The sequence below is a fragment of the Polaromonas sp. P4_F4 genome (genome assembly GCF_056401355.1).
The window spans coordinates 29,040-43,918 of record NZ_JBFUJO010000027.1; the positions used below are offsets into that span (position 1 = coordinate 29,040).

The window sequence follows — 14,879 nt, forward strand, 5'->3', positions numbered from 1 at the left end:
GGTCCGGCCAGCGGCGTTCGACAATTGGAATTGAAATTGGAATTCGAATTGGTAGCGTGCTAAGTGTTAACCGCAATGGCGCGGCGGCGGGGCGATGCCGATACTGGCACCCATTCAATTTGCAGGCTTCAACCATGACGCATCCCATTTTCAGGACCGCACTGGCGCTGGCCGCCACCATGCTGTGTGCCTGCAGCCTCAGCGCCTTTGCGCAGACCACCCCGGCTGGCGCAGGGCAAGCCTGGCCGTCCCGGCAGCCCATCAAGTTCGTGGCGGTGTTTCCGCCCGGCGGCTCGGTCGATCAGGTGGCGCGCATTCTGGCGCAGCCGCTGTCGCAGCAACTGGGCCAGAGCATCATTGTGGAAAACAAGGGCGGCGCGTCGGGCTCCATCGGTACCGCGGCCGTGGCCGCAGCCCCGGCGGATGGTTACACCTTTGCGGTGGTGTTCGACACCCACGGCGTCAACCCCAGCCTGATTCCCGGTTTGCCGTTTGACACGCGCAAGGATCTGGCGCCGGTCTCGCTGATTGGCACCTCGGCCATGGTGCTGGCGACTTTTTCAGCGTCCGAATACAAGACCTTTGGCGATGTGGTGGCAGCGGCCAAGGCCAAAAAGAATGTGAACTACGGCAGCATCGGCTCGGGCAGTCTCGGCCACCTGGCGATGGCGCTGCTGAGCAAAAGCGGCAACATCGACTGGCAGCATGTGCCCTACAAGGGCGGCGGCCCGCTGATGTCCGATGCGGTGGCCGGCCATGTGCCCTTGTCCATTGGCTCGGTGTTTGTGACCAAACCGCACATTGACAGCGGCCGCCTGCGCCCGCTGGCCGTGACGACCAGCAAACGCTCGCCTGATCTCCCCAATGTACCGACCGTGGCCGAAAGCGGTTTTGCCGGGTTTGATGCGCCGGCCTGGTGGGCCATCGTGGCGCCGGCCAAAACGCCGCCCGAAGTACTCAAGCGCATGAATGAAGAAGTGAACAAGGCCTTGAAGAACCCCGAGATTGCAAAAAAACTCAGTGCACAAGGCATTGACATCGTCGGCGGCTCACCGGAGTCGGCCCGTGTCTTCATTGACAAGCAGATCGACATCTGGGCCAAGGTTGTCAAGGAGAATGGGATCAAAGCGGATTAGGTTGGCCCCCACGGTCGCTCACTGCGTGTAGCTCCCTGCCCCCCGAGGGGGCCGCTGCGCCTGCGGCCCGGCAAAGCCGGTTCCGCGGCCCCTGCTGGGTGGGGAACCTCCCCCGGTCGCTGGGTGTAGCTCTCTGCCCTCCAGGGGCCCTTCGCTTTTCAGTGTGTGCGCGGCCTGGTATCTCGCTGTGACCCGGCTCATTCCTCCGGCGACACGCCCAGCGCCACCAGAAAACGCGCCACCATGTTGTAGGTGGCAATCGCGCTGGTCAGTTCGACCAGTTCGGTGTTATCAAAATGCTCGCGCAGTGCCGCGAACACCTGGTCGCTGACCTTGACGTCCAGCGTCATCTGCGCGGCGTACTGGATCACCAGTTGCTCCACTGTACCCAGCGCCGGGTGCGCCGTGGTTTGGCGCGCATCGTTTTTGACCAGGGCCTGGAGTGCGTCCAGCTCGGACTGGCTGCCGCCGGCGGCCAGGAAGTCCGGTGCATGGTGACGGTATTCGTAGTCGGCACCGGTCAGCAGTGCCACGGTGCAAATGCCCAGTTCGCGGAGCTTGCGGCTGGTCGGCAGCCCGGTGCGCACCGCACCCAGATAGATATTCCAGGCCCGCGCCAACGGCTCGCTCCACAGCAGCGCCTTGTCGAGGTTGATCATGGTACCGCCCCGGCGCGCCAGGATGGCGTCCACCAGGTCCTGTGGCTGGGCCTTGAGGCTGGGAGTCCATTCGGGAATGCGCATGCTTGTCTTTCTGCCGGGTTGATGGATCGAGGAACGGCGCCGCAAAGCGGTGAAGCGGTGAGGTGGCAAAGCGCAGCGTCGGCGGATAATGTGGCGATGCTAATCCGTTTTACAAAAATGCAGGGTGCGGGCAACGATTTTGTGATGCTCGACGAGACCCGCGAGCGCCTGAACCTGTCGCCCGGACAGTACCGTTTTCTGGCCGACCGGCACTTCGGTGTTGGCGCCGACCAGATCCTGTCGGTGCGGCCTTCCCCGGCGGAGGGCATTGATTTTGAATATGTGATCCACAACGCCGATGGCGGTGAAGTCGAGCAGTGCGGCAATGGCGCGCGCTGCTTTGTGCGTTTTGTGCGCGAGCGGGGGCTCACCACCAAGGACGTCGTAAAAGTCAAAACCCTGAGCGGCGTGATCGAGCCGCGCATGCAGGCCGATGGCCGCGTGACGGTGGACATGGGTGCGCCGGTGTTTGAGCTGGCGCGCATTCCCTTCGATGCCGCGGGCTTGACGGCGCAGCCCTCTGGTTCGTGGGAAAAATGGCCTCTGGCCCTTGAAGAGAAGGCACTTTCTGCTTCTGTTTTTATAGCGGCACTGTCCATGGGCAATCCCCACGCGGTGCAGCTCGTCGATGACGTGGATACGGCGCCGGTGCTGGAGACCGGCCCCTTGATCGAGCGTCACGTGCGCTTTCCCAAACGCGTCAATGCGGGCTTCATGCAGGTCGTCTCGCGCAGCCGCATCCGCCTTCGGGTGTACGAGCGCGGCGCCGGCGAGACCCTGGCCTGCGGCACCGGTGCCTGTGCGGCGGTCGTGGCCGGCATACGCTGGGGGCTGCTCGATGCGCGCGTGGATGTGCAGACGCGCGGCGGCCAGCTGACGATTGAATGGGCGGGCGGCCTGGATTCCCCGGTCATGATGACCGGCCCGGCCACCACGGTGTTCGAGTCCGAGATTGAAGTTCCCGAGTTATAAAGCCACCCCCGTCCAGGCTCACTGCGTGTAGCCTGTTCCCCCCTCAGGGGGCGGAGAAATTGGCTCACCCCCGTCCAAGCTCACTGCGTGTAGCTTGTTCCCCCCTCTAGGGGGCGGCGCCTGCGGTCTGGCAAAGCCGGTTCCGCGGCCCCCACTCGTGTGTCCACTGAACTCTTCAACCCAGCATGAGCCGCAGGACCGGCTTTGCCGGGCCGCAGGCGGGCGGCCCCCCCCGGGGGCAAGGAGTTACACGCAGTGAATGACTGTGGGGGCTTCAGTCTGAGCCGTGGAACCGGCTTTGCCGGGCCACAGGCGGGCGGCCCCCTCGGGGGGCAGGGAGTTACACGAAGTGAACGACCGTGGGGGCCTATTTCTCGGCTATTTCCCTACAATGCCGACATGAATCCAACTGAACATCCCATCACCGAAGACGACATTGCCAATTTCCTGGCCAACACGCCCGACTTTTTCGAGCGTCACGCGGAACTGCTGGCATCGGTGCAGCTCTCCAGTGGTCACGGCAACCGTGCCGTCAGCCTGCAGGAGCGCCAGGCTGGCATGTTGCGCGACAAGATCAAGGGCCTGGAGACCAAGGTGGTCGAGATGATTCGCCACGGCCAGGACAATGTGCTGATCGCCGACAAGATGCAGCGCTGGACCCGCAAGCTGCTGCAGACGGCGCAGGCGCGCGAGCTGCCCGGCACCATGGTGGAAGGCATCACCACCGAGTTCCAGATTCCGCAGGCCGCCATCAAGGTCTGGGGCGTGAACGGCATTTTCTCGGACGAAAGCTTTGCGACTGGCGTGAGCGAGGATGCCCAGACCTTCGCCTCCTCATTGACCACGCCTTACTGCGGTGTCAATTCCGGTTTTGAATCCGTCAACTGGCTGCCCGAGCCTGCGATGGCGCTGTCGATTGCCCTGATTCCGCTGCGCGCGGCTACCGGCGCCCAGGCGTCGGGCCTGCTGGTGCTGGCCTCGCCCGATCCCGAGCGCTTTCACAGCGGCATGGGCACCGACTTCCTGGAACGCCTGGGCGAACTGGCCGGTGCCGCGCTCTCGCGTTTGCGGGCGCAGCAGACCAGCACCGCCTGAACACAACCCATGACGCAGACGCCGCCAATTGCGTCCGGAGTTCCTGAATCCAGGCCTGAGGCCGCGCCCGTGGCGTCGCATCCGCTGGTGGAGCGTTACCTCGAGCATGTGCGCGTTGAAAAACGCCTGGCGATGCGCACCGTGGAACTCTACGCGCTGGACCTGCAAAAGCTGGAGGCCAACGTCCGCCAGGCCGGTGTCGCGCTGACCGATGTGCACAACACCCACATGCGGCGCTGGGTCGCGCAGATGCATGGCGCGGGGCGCAGCGGTCGCGGGATTGCGCTGATTTTGTCGGGCTGGCGCGGTTTTTATACCTGGCTGGGCCGTGAAGGCCTGGTGGCGGCCAACCCGGTGCAGGATGTGCGCTCGCCCAAAGTCGCCAAGCCCCTGCCGAAGGCCTTGAGCGTGGATGAGGCGGTGCAGCTGGCCAGTTACCAGTCCCATGATGAGGACGATCCGCACCTGGAAGCGCGAGACCAGTGCATCACGGAGCTGCTGTACGGCTGCGGGTTGCGTATTGGCGAACTGGTGGGGCTGGACGTGCGGGCCAGCGGCCAGGCACGGGGCTGGATCGACATGGAGGCGGCTGAAGCCCATGTGTTGGGCAAGGGATCGAAGCGGCGCAGCGTGCCGGTCGGCCGTCAGGCCCTGCAGGCGCTCAACAGCTGGCTCGCCTTGCGTAGCGACTGGGCCGGCGAGGGCATCGCCGGCGTGGGGTCAGACGGCGAGGCGCTTTTCATCAACCGGCGCGGCGCGCGGCTGACACCACAGCATATCCGCCTGCGCCTGAAGCGGCGTTCGCTCAAGGCCGGGCTGGCAACCCCCGTGCATCCGCACATGCTGCGCCACTCGTTTGCCAGCCATGTGCTGCAGTCCAGCGGTGATTTGCGCGCGGTGCAGGAGTTGCTGGGCCACGCCAACATCACGACGACGCAGGTTTACACGCGGCTTGATTTCCAGCATCTGGCCAAGGTCTATGACGCCGCCCATCCGCGCGCCACATCGGCCGGCGTGGCTTCGCGGGCTGCCCCGCTGCCCGCAACAGCTCCCGCCCCGGCGGTGGTGAAGGTCAAGTCCAAACCGTGAACCAGGGGAGGGGGCGGGCCCGACAAGCCATGAGCCCCCGAGCTCCCTGAACTGCCCGCGCCCCTGCCGTGATTTGCCCCCTTGCGAGGTCAGGCGACTTTGGCGACTTTGCGGCTGTAGGCTTGCCGCACAGGCATCGCTGGCGGCGTTTCACCCAGCAGGAAAACCGCACGCTTGCTTTGCGCGGGCGCCGCGGCCAGCCGCTCCTGCAACTGGGTCAGCAGGCCCTGCGCGTACGAGCCCTGGGAAGGCACGATGGCGTAAGCCACGTGAACCTGGGCCACGCAGTTCACATGCAGCCCCTTGTAGGGCATAAGGCAACGCGCGACGATGCGCTGGGCGAGAATGGCGGCGTCTTCCGGGCTGATGGGGCCTTCCACCAGCATGCCGAAGCGCTGCTCCGAAAGCCGCGCCGCGCTGTCAATTTCGCGGGAGGCGGACAGCAGCCGCTCGGCAACGCGCAGTGGCAGCTCATCGGCCGCCGTGCGTCCGAAATCTTCCTGAATCTGCGCGCCGTTGATCACGTCAATCAGCATCACGGCGCTCTGGTGCTGCAGCCGCTCGGAGCGCGCAATCATGCGGATCAGTCTTTCACCAAACACATGGTTATTGATCAGGCCGGTCGCCGGGTCGACCCGGTCCAGGCCCTGGATGCGGCGGGTATTTTCGCGTCGGTGCTGGCTGCGCAACATCAGCAGCACCATGACGATCGGCAGGTGCAGGGCCACGCCCAGCTGCATGCCGTGCTGCGTGAAAAAGCCTATGGGCACCAGATCGGCATTGCGCGCCACGCTCCAGCCGGCGGCAGTAATCACGGGCAGGTAGGCGAGCATCAGCCAGGGCGCAAACCGGTCCCCACGCCGCCAGGCCCAGGCCATGACCAGCATGCCACTGAACTCCAGCAGCAAAAGAGTAGGGATGAACAAGTCCATGCGCGATGCGGCTGGCACCAGCGACAGCACCACCGCGACCGCCATGCCCAGCGCCGCCTGGCCGACCATCAGCCAGTGCAGCCGGGGCAAGCGCTCGGGCAGCGCCACGGTCGCCGAGATGAAAAGCAGCGTGGTCGAGGCCGTCAGCATGGGCAGGACCGACGTGGACACATCGTTCCACCAGGGCCAGTGGGGCCACAGGTGCAGGCCGCCTATGCCGGTCAGGGTGGCTTGCGTGAGGCCCATCAGCGTGACGCACAGTGCGTACAAGCCGTAGGCCGTGTCACGCAGCGAGATGGCGCTCAGCAGGGAGACAAGTGCAGCCAGACCCGTCAGTCCGAAGAAGATGCCGAGGATCAGCGAGATGCGCTGCTCGGAGTAGCTCAGGCGTCCTTCGCTGATGAATCGCAGGGGGGCGCTCAGGGCGTGTCCGTTTTCCAGGCGCAGCAGGTACTTGGTGGGCACTTCTGCAGACAGGGCAATTGGCAGCAGCGGATGGCGGTGCGGCACCGGCCATTTGTTCACGGCCACGAGATCGCCCGCCCGCTGTTCGTTCCACTTGCCGGCGCTGTCCAGTGTGTAGAGCGAGGCGCGGTTGACGGACGGGTAGGGCACTTCAAGGTACCAGCGCTCGGCGTCCGGTGCGGGCGGCACGTTGAAGCGGATCCACAGGGGAGAGTCGCTGGTCACCGGATAGATGGCCTCCCCGTTTGTCGGCCGCCAGGGAATCTCGGGGGTATTGAAGACTTGTTCCGGCGTGAACCGGCCGCTGGTGTCTATCCAGTAGTCACCCCAGTCGGCCAGGGGAACCGGCTGGGTCTGCGTGTCCAGGTCGAGTACGGTGCGCGGGTGCGCGTCCACGGAGGTCAGCGCCAGCAGCGATCCCGCCAGCAGGCTCAATGCCAGAGCCGCCAGCCGGGCCCGAACAGCCGGGGTGAAAAGACGGCTTGCGAAGCCCGGGAGTGGCTTGCAATTCCTTAATTGTTCTGAAAAGTAATTAAAAATCATTAACCGGCGATTGTCGCAAATTTTCCCGACAACGACATCCCCTGAATTGAGGGGAAAGTGCAGAAAGTGCGTGCAGCGTGGTTTTCGGACCTGCGGCCCGCCGCGGTGGGTCGCAGGGCTCCCCCTTCAAGCCGCGACAATAGCGTCATGAAAATAATTCGACTGAAGGAAGGCAAAGAGCGGTCTTTGCTGCGCCGCCACCCGTGGATTTTTGACGGAGCCATCGCCAAAGGCGGCGGCGATGCTGGTGAAACAGTCAGGGTGGAAAGCCATGACGGGCAGTTCCTGGGCTGGGCTGCCTTCAGTCCGAGTTCCAAAATCCGGGCGCGGGTCTGGAGTTTTGACGAAAACCAGCGCATAGACGCTTCTTTTTTTGTAGCGCGTATTGCTGAAGCCATCAAGGCCAGAGACTTGTTCGACATTCAAAGTGATGGCCGGCGCCTGGTCCATGGGGAGTCTGATGGCTTGCCCGGTCTGGTCGTGGACCGTTATGCCGACACACTGGTGGCGCAGTTCTCCAGTTGCGGTACCGAGCGCTGGAAAAGCGTGATTGTGGATGCCCTGCTGGCGCAAACCGGCCTGACGCGCCTGTATGAGCGATCAGATGCCAGCGTGCGCTCGCTTGAAGGCCTGCCGGAGGCGACGGGATGGCTGACTCCATCAGCGTCCCCGGGCGACACCGAAATCATCATCACCGAACATGACTGGAAACTGAGCCTGGATGTGGCGCAGGGCCACAAAACCGGCTTTTACCTCGACCAGCGCGACAGCCGGCACAAGTTTGCCGCGTACACGCGGCGCCGGCAGTTTGAGCGGGTGCTCAACTGCTACTGCTATACCGGCGGTTTTACCGTGGCCGCTTTGGCGGGCGGCGCGAAGCATGTGACATCCATCGACTCGTCCGGGCCAGCCCTGGACCGTGCCAAGGCCAATGTGGCCCTGAACGGTTTTGAGGCCAGCCGGACCACCATGCTGGATGCCGATGTGAACGCTTCGCTGCGCCAGTACCAGAAAGAAGGCCGAACCTTTGACGCCATCGTGCTCGACCCGCCCAAGTTTGCGCCCACGGTGACCCATGCCGAGCGCGCGGCGCGGGCTTACAAAGACATCAACCGGCTGGCGCTGGCCATCCTGGAGCCTGGTGGCGTGCTGTTCACCTATTCCTGCTCCGGTGGCATCAGTGCAGACCTGTTTCACAAGATCGTCGCCTCGGCCGGCACCGATGCGGGTGTGGACGCCTTTATTTCCGAGCGCATGGGCGGCGCGCCCGACCACCCCATGACGGTGGCGTTTCCGGAGGGTGAATACCTCAAGGGGCTGGTGCTGGTCAAAAAGCCTAGCCTGGCCGTTTGACCGGTCCGGCAATGGATCATTCAGCTTGCTGCCCTCGTGCCCTCGTGCCCTTATTCCCATGTGCCCATGTGACAGGAGCGTAGTTTGCTACTAATATAGTAGCAATTGGCAATGCAGGGAGCCGCATTCCGGCTCGCGCGAATGCCCCGGGGGAGGCTTGACACCGCCTGTAAAGTAACTGCTGCCAAAGTGGGATTGGCCGAAGCGTTTCAGGGGCTTGAACAGACCGCTAAACTCCCCAGCTTGGTTTCTATTCCCGCTTTGCGCATTTTTTGCATTTCTCCGTTTTTTAGGCAGACACCATGAGCTTGATCCCCGTCACCATCCTCACCGGCTTCCTGGGCTCGGGCAAAACCACCTTGCTCAAGCGTGTGCTGACCGAAGCGCACGGGCAGAAAATCGCCGTCATCGAGAACGAGTTCGGCGAGGAAAACATCGACAACGAAATCCTGGTCAATGACACCAGGGAAAACATCATCCAGATGAACAACGGCTGCATTTGCTGTTCGATCCGCGAGGATTTGCGCGAAACGCTGCAGTTGCTGGCCGCCAAGAAGCGCAAAGGGCTGCTCGACTTTGATCGCGTGGTGATTGAAACCACCGGCCTGGCTGACCCGGGGCCGGTGGCCCAGACCTTTTTCATGGACGAAGAAATTGCCGAGCAGTACCTGCTGGATTCCATCCTGACCCTGGTCGATGCCAAGCACGCCCAGGCCCAGCTCGATGACCGCCAGGAAGCGCGCCGCCAGGTTGGTTTTGCCGACCAGATATTCATCAGCAAGTCCGACCTCGTGGCCGAAGGCGAGGTGAAGGCGCTAATGCATCGCCTGACGCACATGAATCCCCGCGCGCCCCAGAAGAGCGTGCATTTCGGAGAGGTGGCGATTGCGGATGTGTTTGACCTGCGCGGCTTCAATCTCAATGCCAAGCTCGATATCGATCCCGACTTCCTCACAGCCGAAGAGCACGCGGCGCATGATCATCACGACCATGAGCACGGCGAGCATTGCGACCATCCCTCACATGCACACGAAGGGGGCGAGGGTCACCACCATCACCATGACGACGACGTCAAAAGCTTTGTGTTCCGTTCAGACAAGGCCTTCAGCCCGGCCAAGCTGGAGGACTTCCTGGGCGCCGTCGTGAATATCTACGGCCCGCGCATGTTGCGATACAAGGGCGTGCTCAATATGCAGGGGACCGACCGCAAGGTGATTTTCCAGGGGGTGCATCAACTCATGGGCAGTGACCTGGGTCCAGCCTGGGCTGAGGGCGAGCAGAAAAACAGCAAGATGGTCTTCATTGGAATCGATCTGCCCAAAGATATTTTCGTGCAGGGCCTGGAGCAGTGCCTGGTTTGAGGTAGGCTGTTTTCCTGCAACTTATAAAAAGCAGGAGGGATTCATGATTGTCTCGATTCTCCAACGATTTGGTTTCAGGGTGTCACAGCATGCCGGCGAGCCGCTACAATCGCGCGCCGACCAAAATACCCGGAAAGCTGAATCGGGAGGCCAGCCAGGCAGAAAACAGGCCGCAAGCAGCGTTAAAGTAGCTCCTGTGCAAACTGGCAAGGCGGCAGACAAACCGGGCGATCTGGCAACGGGTCGTTCGGCACAAGGTAAGGCCGGACTGTCCGACAGCAGTTTGACCAGGAGACAGTCCGGGGATTCTCCCAAGGCTGCTTCCGAGAGGAGACATATTGTGAAAGCCCCAGCGAAGAAGTCCAAAGCGCCAGCCAAGGCAGTTGCCAAAGCAGCGGTGAAAGCCAAATCGGCGCCCAAGGCCGCAGCGACGGCGGTGGGCAGGGCCGTGAAAAAAGCCGTCAAACCTGCTGCCAAAGCCAAGCCGGCTTCCTCGCCCGTTGCCAAAAAGTCCGCCAAGGTGTCGTCCCCGAAAAAGTCGGCCCCTGTCGCCAGCAAAAAGGTAGTGGCCCAACCGCTAGCCAAAACCAAGGTGGCCGCCAAGCCTGCCAAATCCTCCAAACCCGTGGCCAAATCGATTACCAAGCCCGCTGCCAAAGCGCCCACCAAGCCAGTTGCCAAAGACGACACCGTCGTCAAGGTATCCGGCACCCTGAAAGCACCGCCTGTGGCCATGCCTGTTCCCCCTGCTCCGGCACCTGCCCCGCAATCGGTGCTGAGGGCCCCGCCGCCCCTGAAACCGGGGCGAAGAAGTTCCCCCCGGACGGCGACCCAATCACCCCCGCCCGCACCTATGGTGCCAACCCATGCGCCCGACGCAGCCAAAGCCAGCTACTCCATAATGACCGAACGTGTGATCGCGCCGCCCATTCAGGCGGCTGCCAAAAAAGACCCCAAGCTTGCCAACAACTGGAAGACCAAGTCCGCAGAGCAGTTGACCGACGAGGAAGTCAAGGCTATGCCGGATTCCGAGTACATGAACGAAAAGCAGATGGCATTTTTCCGCCACAAGCTGTCGGTGCTCAAGCAGGAAATCCACAACAGTGCCGGTGAAACCACAGAACACCTGCGCGAAGACACCGTTGTCGTGCCCGATCCGGCAGACCGCGCCACCATTGAAGAAGAGCATGCCCTTGAATTGCGTACCCGCGACCGCGAACGCAAGCTGCTGAAGAAGATCGAGCAGTCGATCGCCCGCATCGATTCCGGTGACTACGGCTACTGTGACGAAACCGGTGAACCGATCGGTGTGGGCCGGCTGATCGCGCGTCCCACCGCCAATTTGTCGCTGGAAGCGCAGCAGCGCCGTGAGCTCAAGCAAAAGATGTTTGGTGACTAACGGCCGGTTTGCTGGTTGAACGTTTTTAACCGTCCCGTCATGTCCAAAGAAGATACCGAATCCGGCTTGCTCTCCAAGATGGTGAAGTTCGTCCGCAATCCTGCGACGAACTGGTCGGATCTGGACTCCGCGCAGTCAGACCGGAACGAAGCCATGAGCAAGCAATTGCTCAAGGAGATGATTGAGCGCAAGCGGCGCAACGACTTTGTGCGCAAGCGCGAATTCGACATGCTGCGCAAAATGCGCAAGCGCGAAGCCATGGTGGGCGTGGGCCAGGACCCGGGCGGCCGACCGTCGTTTTTCCAGAGCAGCATGCCTTCCAGGCCAGATGACCGTGCATCCACGCTGAAAAAGATCGATGAGATCGAGGCGCAGATGTCCATGCAGTGGTGGAAAACCAAGAATGGCACTGTTCAGGGCAATTCTGCTCAAGGACCCCTTGGGGCCCGTGGCAAGCCTGCCGCGACGCAGACCTCGCTGCTGGATAACGCCCTGCCTACCGCCTACAAGGCCACGGAACCCAACGGACTGGAGTCTGCCGCCCAAAAAGCGGCAACTCCAATGTCAGCACAGGAGTTGATGCCGACCCAGCCCGATGCCTTGCTCACGGTGCCTGCAGCCTCCTCCGCACCTACCCAGCCAGCCAGCCTTCCTGCGAAGCCCCATGCCATTGGCGGCCTCGCGGGCGTTGGGGGTGATTACGACGGCAGTACATCGGGTTTTTCGCCTTCCAAGCTCACAGCGGTGGATGTGGAGGAGGACGGGGCCCGGCACGGGGTGCACGATGCGGAACTGGAAGAAGCCGCCATCCGCTTTGCCAATGGCGATGATGCCGGCGCCGAAGCGGGCCTGCTTGAGATATTGGGGCCGGGCGGTGTTCGCGCGGAGCACACTGAAACATGGCTGGCGCTGTTTGATTTGTACCGTGCCACGGGTCAGCAGGAAAAATTCGAGACGGCCGCGATCCAGTTTGTGGAGCGGTTTGACCGTTCGGCTCCGCAGTGGTTCTCCATGCCGGACATGGTGAAAAAGCTCAGTGCCCCGGCTGGCAAGGCAAGCAACGCGCCTGCTGCCGACTGGGTATGTCCTTCGGCGCTGGGCATCCAGACCGTTGCGGCCCTCAAGGCGGCCACCGCCAAGGCGCCTATGCCGTGGCGCCTGGACTGGAGCAACCTCAAAACCATTGAACTGGCTGCTCTCGGGCCTTTGACCGGGGTATTCAGTAGTTGGGCGGCACAGCCTGTTCAGCTGGGTTTTATTGGCGATGCGAAATTGCTAAACGTCCTGCAAAACGCCACACCTTCGGGCAGTCGTGATACAGCTCACAGCTGGTGGCACCTTCGCCTGGAGGCGCTGCGTGTCATGCACCGGCCTGACGACTTTGAACTCGCAGCCCTTGATTTTTGCGTGACTTACGAGGTTTCGCCGCCCGCCTGGGGCGCCGCACGTTGCAAGTACAAGCCGCTGGATACAAAAGGCGGCTCGATGGGCGGGCAGGCCATCATTGGGGAGGTGTTTCGCGACTCCACACACTCCGGCATAAGTAGTCTGGAGGGGGATACCCAGATCGACGGACAAAGCTCGGTGATGAGCCAGCAGGCGTCAGTGGAACTGTCCGGGCAAATCCAGGGCGATGCCATTGAAGTGCTGGACAAGCTGGGGGCCAAGCTGATGGGGGCAGACGTGATGCTGATCTCCTGCGCCAAGCTCATACGCGTCGATTTTTCTGCCGCAGGAACGTTGCTTAACTGGGTGTCGGCCCGCGAGACTGAAAACCGCTCCGTACAGTTCTCGGACGTCAATCGCCTGGTGGTTGCTTTTTTCAATGTGATCGGAATCACGGAACATGCCAGGGTGCTTGCTCGAGTTGACTGAGGTCCACTCATCGTGTCCCGCCCTGCGAGGGGTGCTTCTGCATCTGGGGCACTTGCGAAACGATTGTCCGCAGCCCGCGTAACCTGTCTGCCCCCTTGCTACCTCTGTCTTTGACCGGGTCCACACCCGTGCCCCGGGCCGGAAACCATATTGCTTGCGACCTGCTTGCGGCTTATATCGTTCGCTATGACCGGTCGTCATGAGTGAGTGACCTGCCGACTGTTTTCAAAAAAACAGGAACGTTGCTGATACTTACCTTTCGCACTGTCTTGACATCGCCGGGGCGTCATCAGGCATGGCCTGGGAGTCCATCCATTGGCATGCCGTCCTGCGCGTCCCTTAATGCAACACTTTCATTGGCTTTGCTAAGTGCTTAATTTAGAACACTTTTTAAATTCCATATGACTTCTGAAGATGCTTCTAAGTCCTTGATTTCATTGAAAAAATTTGTGTCAAACCTCTTGCTTGCGGAATGTTTCCTGATAAAGTGGGAAAAAGTGCAATTTAGTGGTGAAAAGTGTTCTCTAAAGGTTTGTAACGGTGTTTCAAGGTGCTTCATCTCTAGTTCTCGATACCAAGGGGCGGCTCTCTGTGCCGACCCGGCATCGCGACGTGCTGAGCGCCACTGCCTCCAGCCAGCTCACCATCACCAAACATCCGCACGGCTGCCTTATGATTTTCCCACGCAACGAATGGGAGAAATTCCGCGACCGCATCGCCTCGCTGCCCATGCAGGCCCAATGGTGGAAACGGATTTTCCTGGGTAATGCGATGGATGTGGACATGGATGCGACTGGCCGTGTATTGGTTTCGCCTGAACTTCGGCAAGCTGCCGGCATCAGCAAGGATACGGTGCTGCTCGGCATGGGTAGCTACTTCGAACTCTGGGACGCTGCGACGTATGCCGCCCAGGAGGCCGAGCAGATGAAGGGTGAAATGCCCGATGTCTTCAGAGACTTTTCATTCTGAAAGAAGACGGTGCAAGACACATGGACACATCGCACCGTCTTGTTGAACGAAGCCATAGCGGCGCTTCACATCAACCCGGACGGCCACTACATCGACGCGACTTTCGGTCGCGGCGGGCATTCGCGCCTCTTGCTGTCCCGGCTTTCGCCGCAAGGGCGTCTCACGGCCTTCGACAAGGACCTCGACGCCATCGCGGAAGCGCAAACCATCGCCGACCCGCGCTTTTCAATTCGCCACGAAGGCTTCATGCACCTGGGTCAACTGCCCGCTGCCAGCGCAGCGGGCGTGCTGATGGACCTTGGCGTGAGCTCACCCCAGATCGACAACCCGCTGCGCGGCTTTTCCTTTCGTTCGGAGGGGCCTCTGGACATGCGCATGGATACGACGCGTGGCCAGAGTGTGGCCGAGTGGCTGACAGACGCATCCATAGAAACAATGGCGGAGGTGATTCGTGAATATGGCGAAGAACGGTTTGCTCAACAGATTGCAAAGGCGATTGATCGTCGCCGACAGGAACGGGGCCCTCTTCGAACCACCGCTGAGCTGGCCGAAGTCGTGGCTGGCGCGGTCAAAACCCGCGAGCCGGGCAAGGACCCTGCAACGCGCACATTTCAGGCTCTTCGGATTTTCATCAACGCCGAGCTTGAAGAGCTGCAACAGGCGTTAGAAGCTTCGCTGAAAGTACTCCAACCGGGAGGCCGTCTGGTGGTGATCAGTTTTCATTCGCTCGAAGACCGCATCGTCAAGCAATTCATCGCCGGGCAGTCGCGCGAAGTGTTTGACCGCCGCGCCCCGTTTGCCGCGCCCAAGGCCATGAGGCTCAAGGCCCTGGGCCGCATCAAGCCCAGCGAAGAGGAGATTGCCGCCAACCCCCGTTCCCGCAGCGCCGTGATGCGGGTGGCCGAGCGCACCGAGGTGAGCGCATGAATACCGCAAAACTGCTCCTA

12 protein-coding genes are annotated in these 14,879 nt (G+C 61.8%); 10 read left to right on the plus strand and 2 right to left on the minus strand.

Going from position 1 to position 14,879, the window contains the following annotated elements:
• The first annotated feature begins 134 nt into the window (after window positions 1-134).
• Window positions 135-1,136, plus strand: coding sequence for a tripartite tricarboxylate transporter substrate binding protein (locus tag AC1DUR_RS21945; RefSeq protein WP_477720549.1), 1,002 nt, complete (start codon window positions 135-137; stop codon window positions 1,134-1,136).
• A 197-nt stretch (window positions 1,137-1,333) separates the two neighbouring features.
• Here AC1DUR_RS21945 and AC1DUR_RS21950 read toward each other — a convergent pair whose 3' ends face one another.
• Window positions 1,334-1,879 carry a carboxymuconolactone decarboxylase family protein gene (locus tag AC1DUR_RS21950; RefSeq protein WP_477720550.1) on the minus strand — a complete coding sequence of 182 codons (546 nt, stop codon included), beginning with the start codon at window positions 1,877-1,879 and terminating at the stop codon, window positions 1,334-1,336.
• A gap of 96 nt (window positions 1,880-1,975) precedes the next feature.
• Between AC1DUR_RS21950 and dapF the strand changes: the two genes are divergently transcribed.
• The 3 genes from dapF to AC1DUR_RS21965 all read left to right on the plus strand — a co-directional run bounded on the left by dapF (window position 1,976) and on the right by AC1DUR_RS21965 (window position 5,035).
• Window positions 1,976-2,851: a diaminopimelate epimerase gene (gene dapF / locus AC1DUR_RS21955; RefSeq protein WP_477720551.1), complete on the plus strand. Its 876-nt coding sequence runs from the start codon at window positions 1,976-1,978 to the stop codon at window positions 2,849-2,851.
• Window positions 2,852-3,250: 399 nt separating this feature from the next.
• Window positions 3,251-3,946 (plus strand): DUF484 family protein, encoded by a 696-nt coding sequence (locus tag AC1DUR_RS21960; protein WP_477720552.1) that lies wholly within the window; start codon window positions 3,251-3,253, stop codon window positions 3,944-3,946.
• Between the two features lie 9 nt (window positions 3,947-3,955).
• Window positions 3,956-5,035: a tyrosine recombinase XerC gene (locus AC1DUR_RS21965; RefSeq protein WP_477720553.1), complete on the plus strand. Its 1,080-nt coding sequence runs from the start codon at window positions 3,956-3,958 to the stop codon at window positions 5,033-5,035.
• An 89-nt stretch (window positions 5,036-5,124) separates the two neighbouring features.
• Here AC1DUR_RS21965 and AC1DUR_RS21970 read toward each other — a convergent pair whose 3' ends face one another.
• On the minus strand, window positions 5,125-6,867 hold the full coding sequence (locus AC1DUR_RS21970) for a sensor domain-containing diguanylate cyclase (RefSeq protein ID WP_477720554.1): 1,743 nt from the start codon (window positions 6,865-6,867) through the stop codon (window positions 5,125-5,127).
• A 255-nt stretch (window positions 6,868-7,122) separates the two neighbouring features.
• On the opposite strand from AC1DUR_RS21970, the gene AC1DUR_RS21975 reads away from it, so the two are divergent.
• The 6 genes from AC1DUR_RS21975 (at window position 7,123) to rsmH (ending at window position 14,859) form a co-directional block, all read left to right on the plus strand.
• Window positions 7,123-8,328: a class I SAM-dependent rRNA methyltransferase gene (locus tag AC1DUR_RS21975; RefSeq protein WP_477720555.1), complete on the plus strand. Its 1,206-nt coding sequence runs from the start codon at window positions 7,123-7,125 to the stop codon at window positions 8,326-8,328.
• Window positions 8,329-8,630: 302 nt separating this feature from the next.
• On the plus strand, window positions 8,631-9,689 hold the full coding sequence (locus tag AC1DUR_RS21980; protein ID WP_477720556.1) for a CobW family GTP-binding protein: 1,059 nt from the start codon (window positions 8,631-8,633) through the stop codon (window positions 9,687-9,689).
• A gap of 340 nt (window positions 9,690-10,029) precedes the next feature.
• A complete protein-coding gene (dksA, locus tag AC1DUR_RS21985) occupies window positions 10,030-11,088 on the plus strand; it encodes an RNA polymerase-binding protein DksA (RefSeq protein WP_477722152.1) in 1,059 nt (352 codons plus the stop codon).
• 39 nt (window positions 11,089-11,127) lie between these two features.
• Window positions 11,128-12,963 carry an STAS domain-containing protein gene (locus tag AC1DUR_RS21990; protein WP_477720557.1) on the plus strand — a complete coding sequence of 612 codons (1,836 nt, stop codon included), beginning with the start codon at window positions 11,128-11,130 and terminating at the stop codon, window positions 12,961-12,963.
• A 540-nt stretch (window positions 12,964-13,503) separates the two neighbouring features.
• Window positions 13,504-13,932 carry a division/cell wall cluster transcriptional repressor MraZ gene (gene mraZ, locus AC1DUR_RS21995; RefSeq protein WP_477720558.1) on the plus strand — a complete coding sequence of 143 codons (429 nt, stop codon included), beginning with the start codon at window positions 13,504-13,506 and terminating at the stop codon, window positions 13,930-13,932.
• Window positions 13,933-13,941: 9 nt separating this feature from the next.
• Entirely contained in the window at window positions 13,942-14,859 is a 918-nt protein-coding gene (gene rsmH / locus AC1DUR_RS22000) for a 16S rRNA (cytosine(1402)-N(4))-methyltransferase RsmH (protein WP_477720559.1), read from the plus strand.
• Window positions 14,860-14,879: the final 20 nt, after the last annotated feature.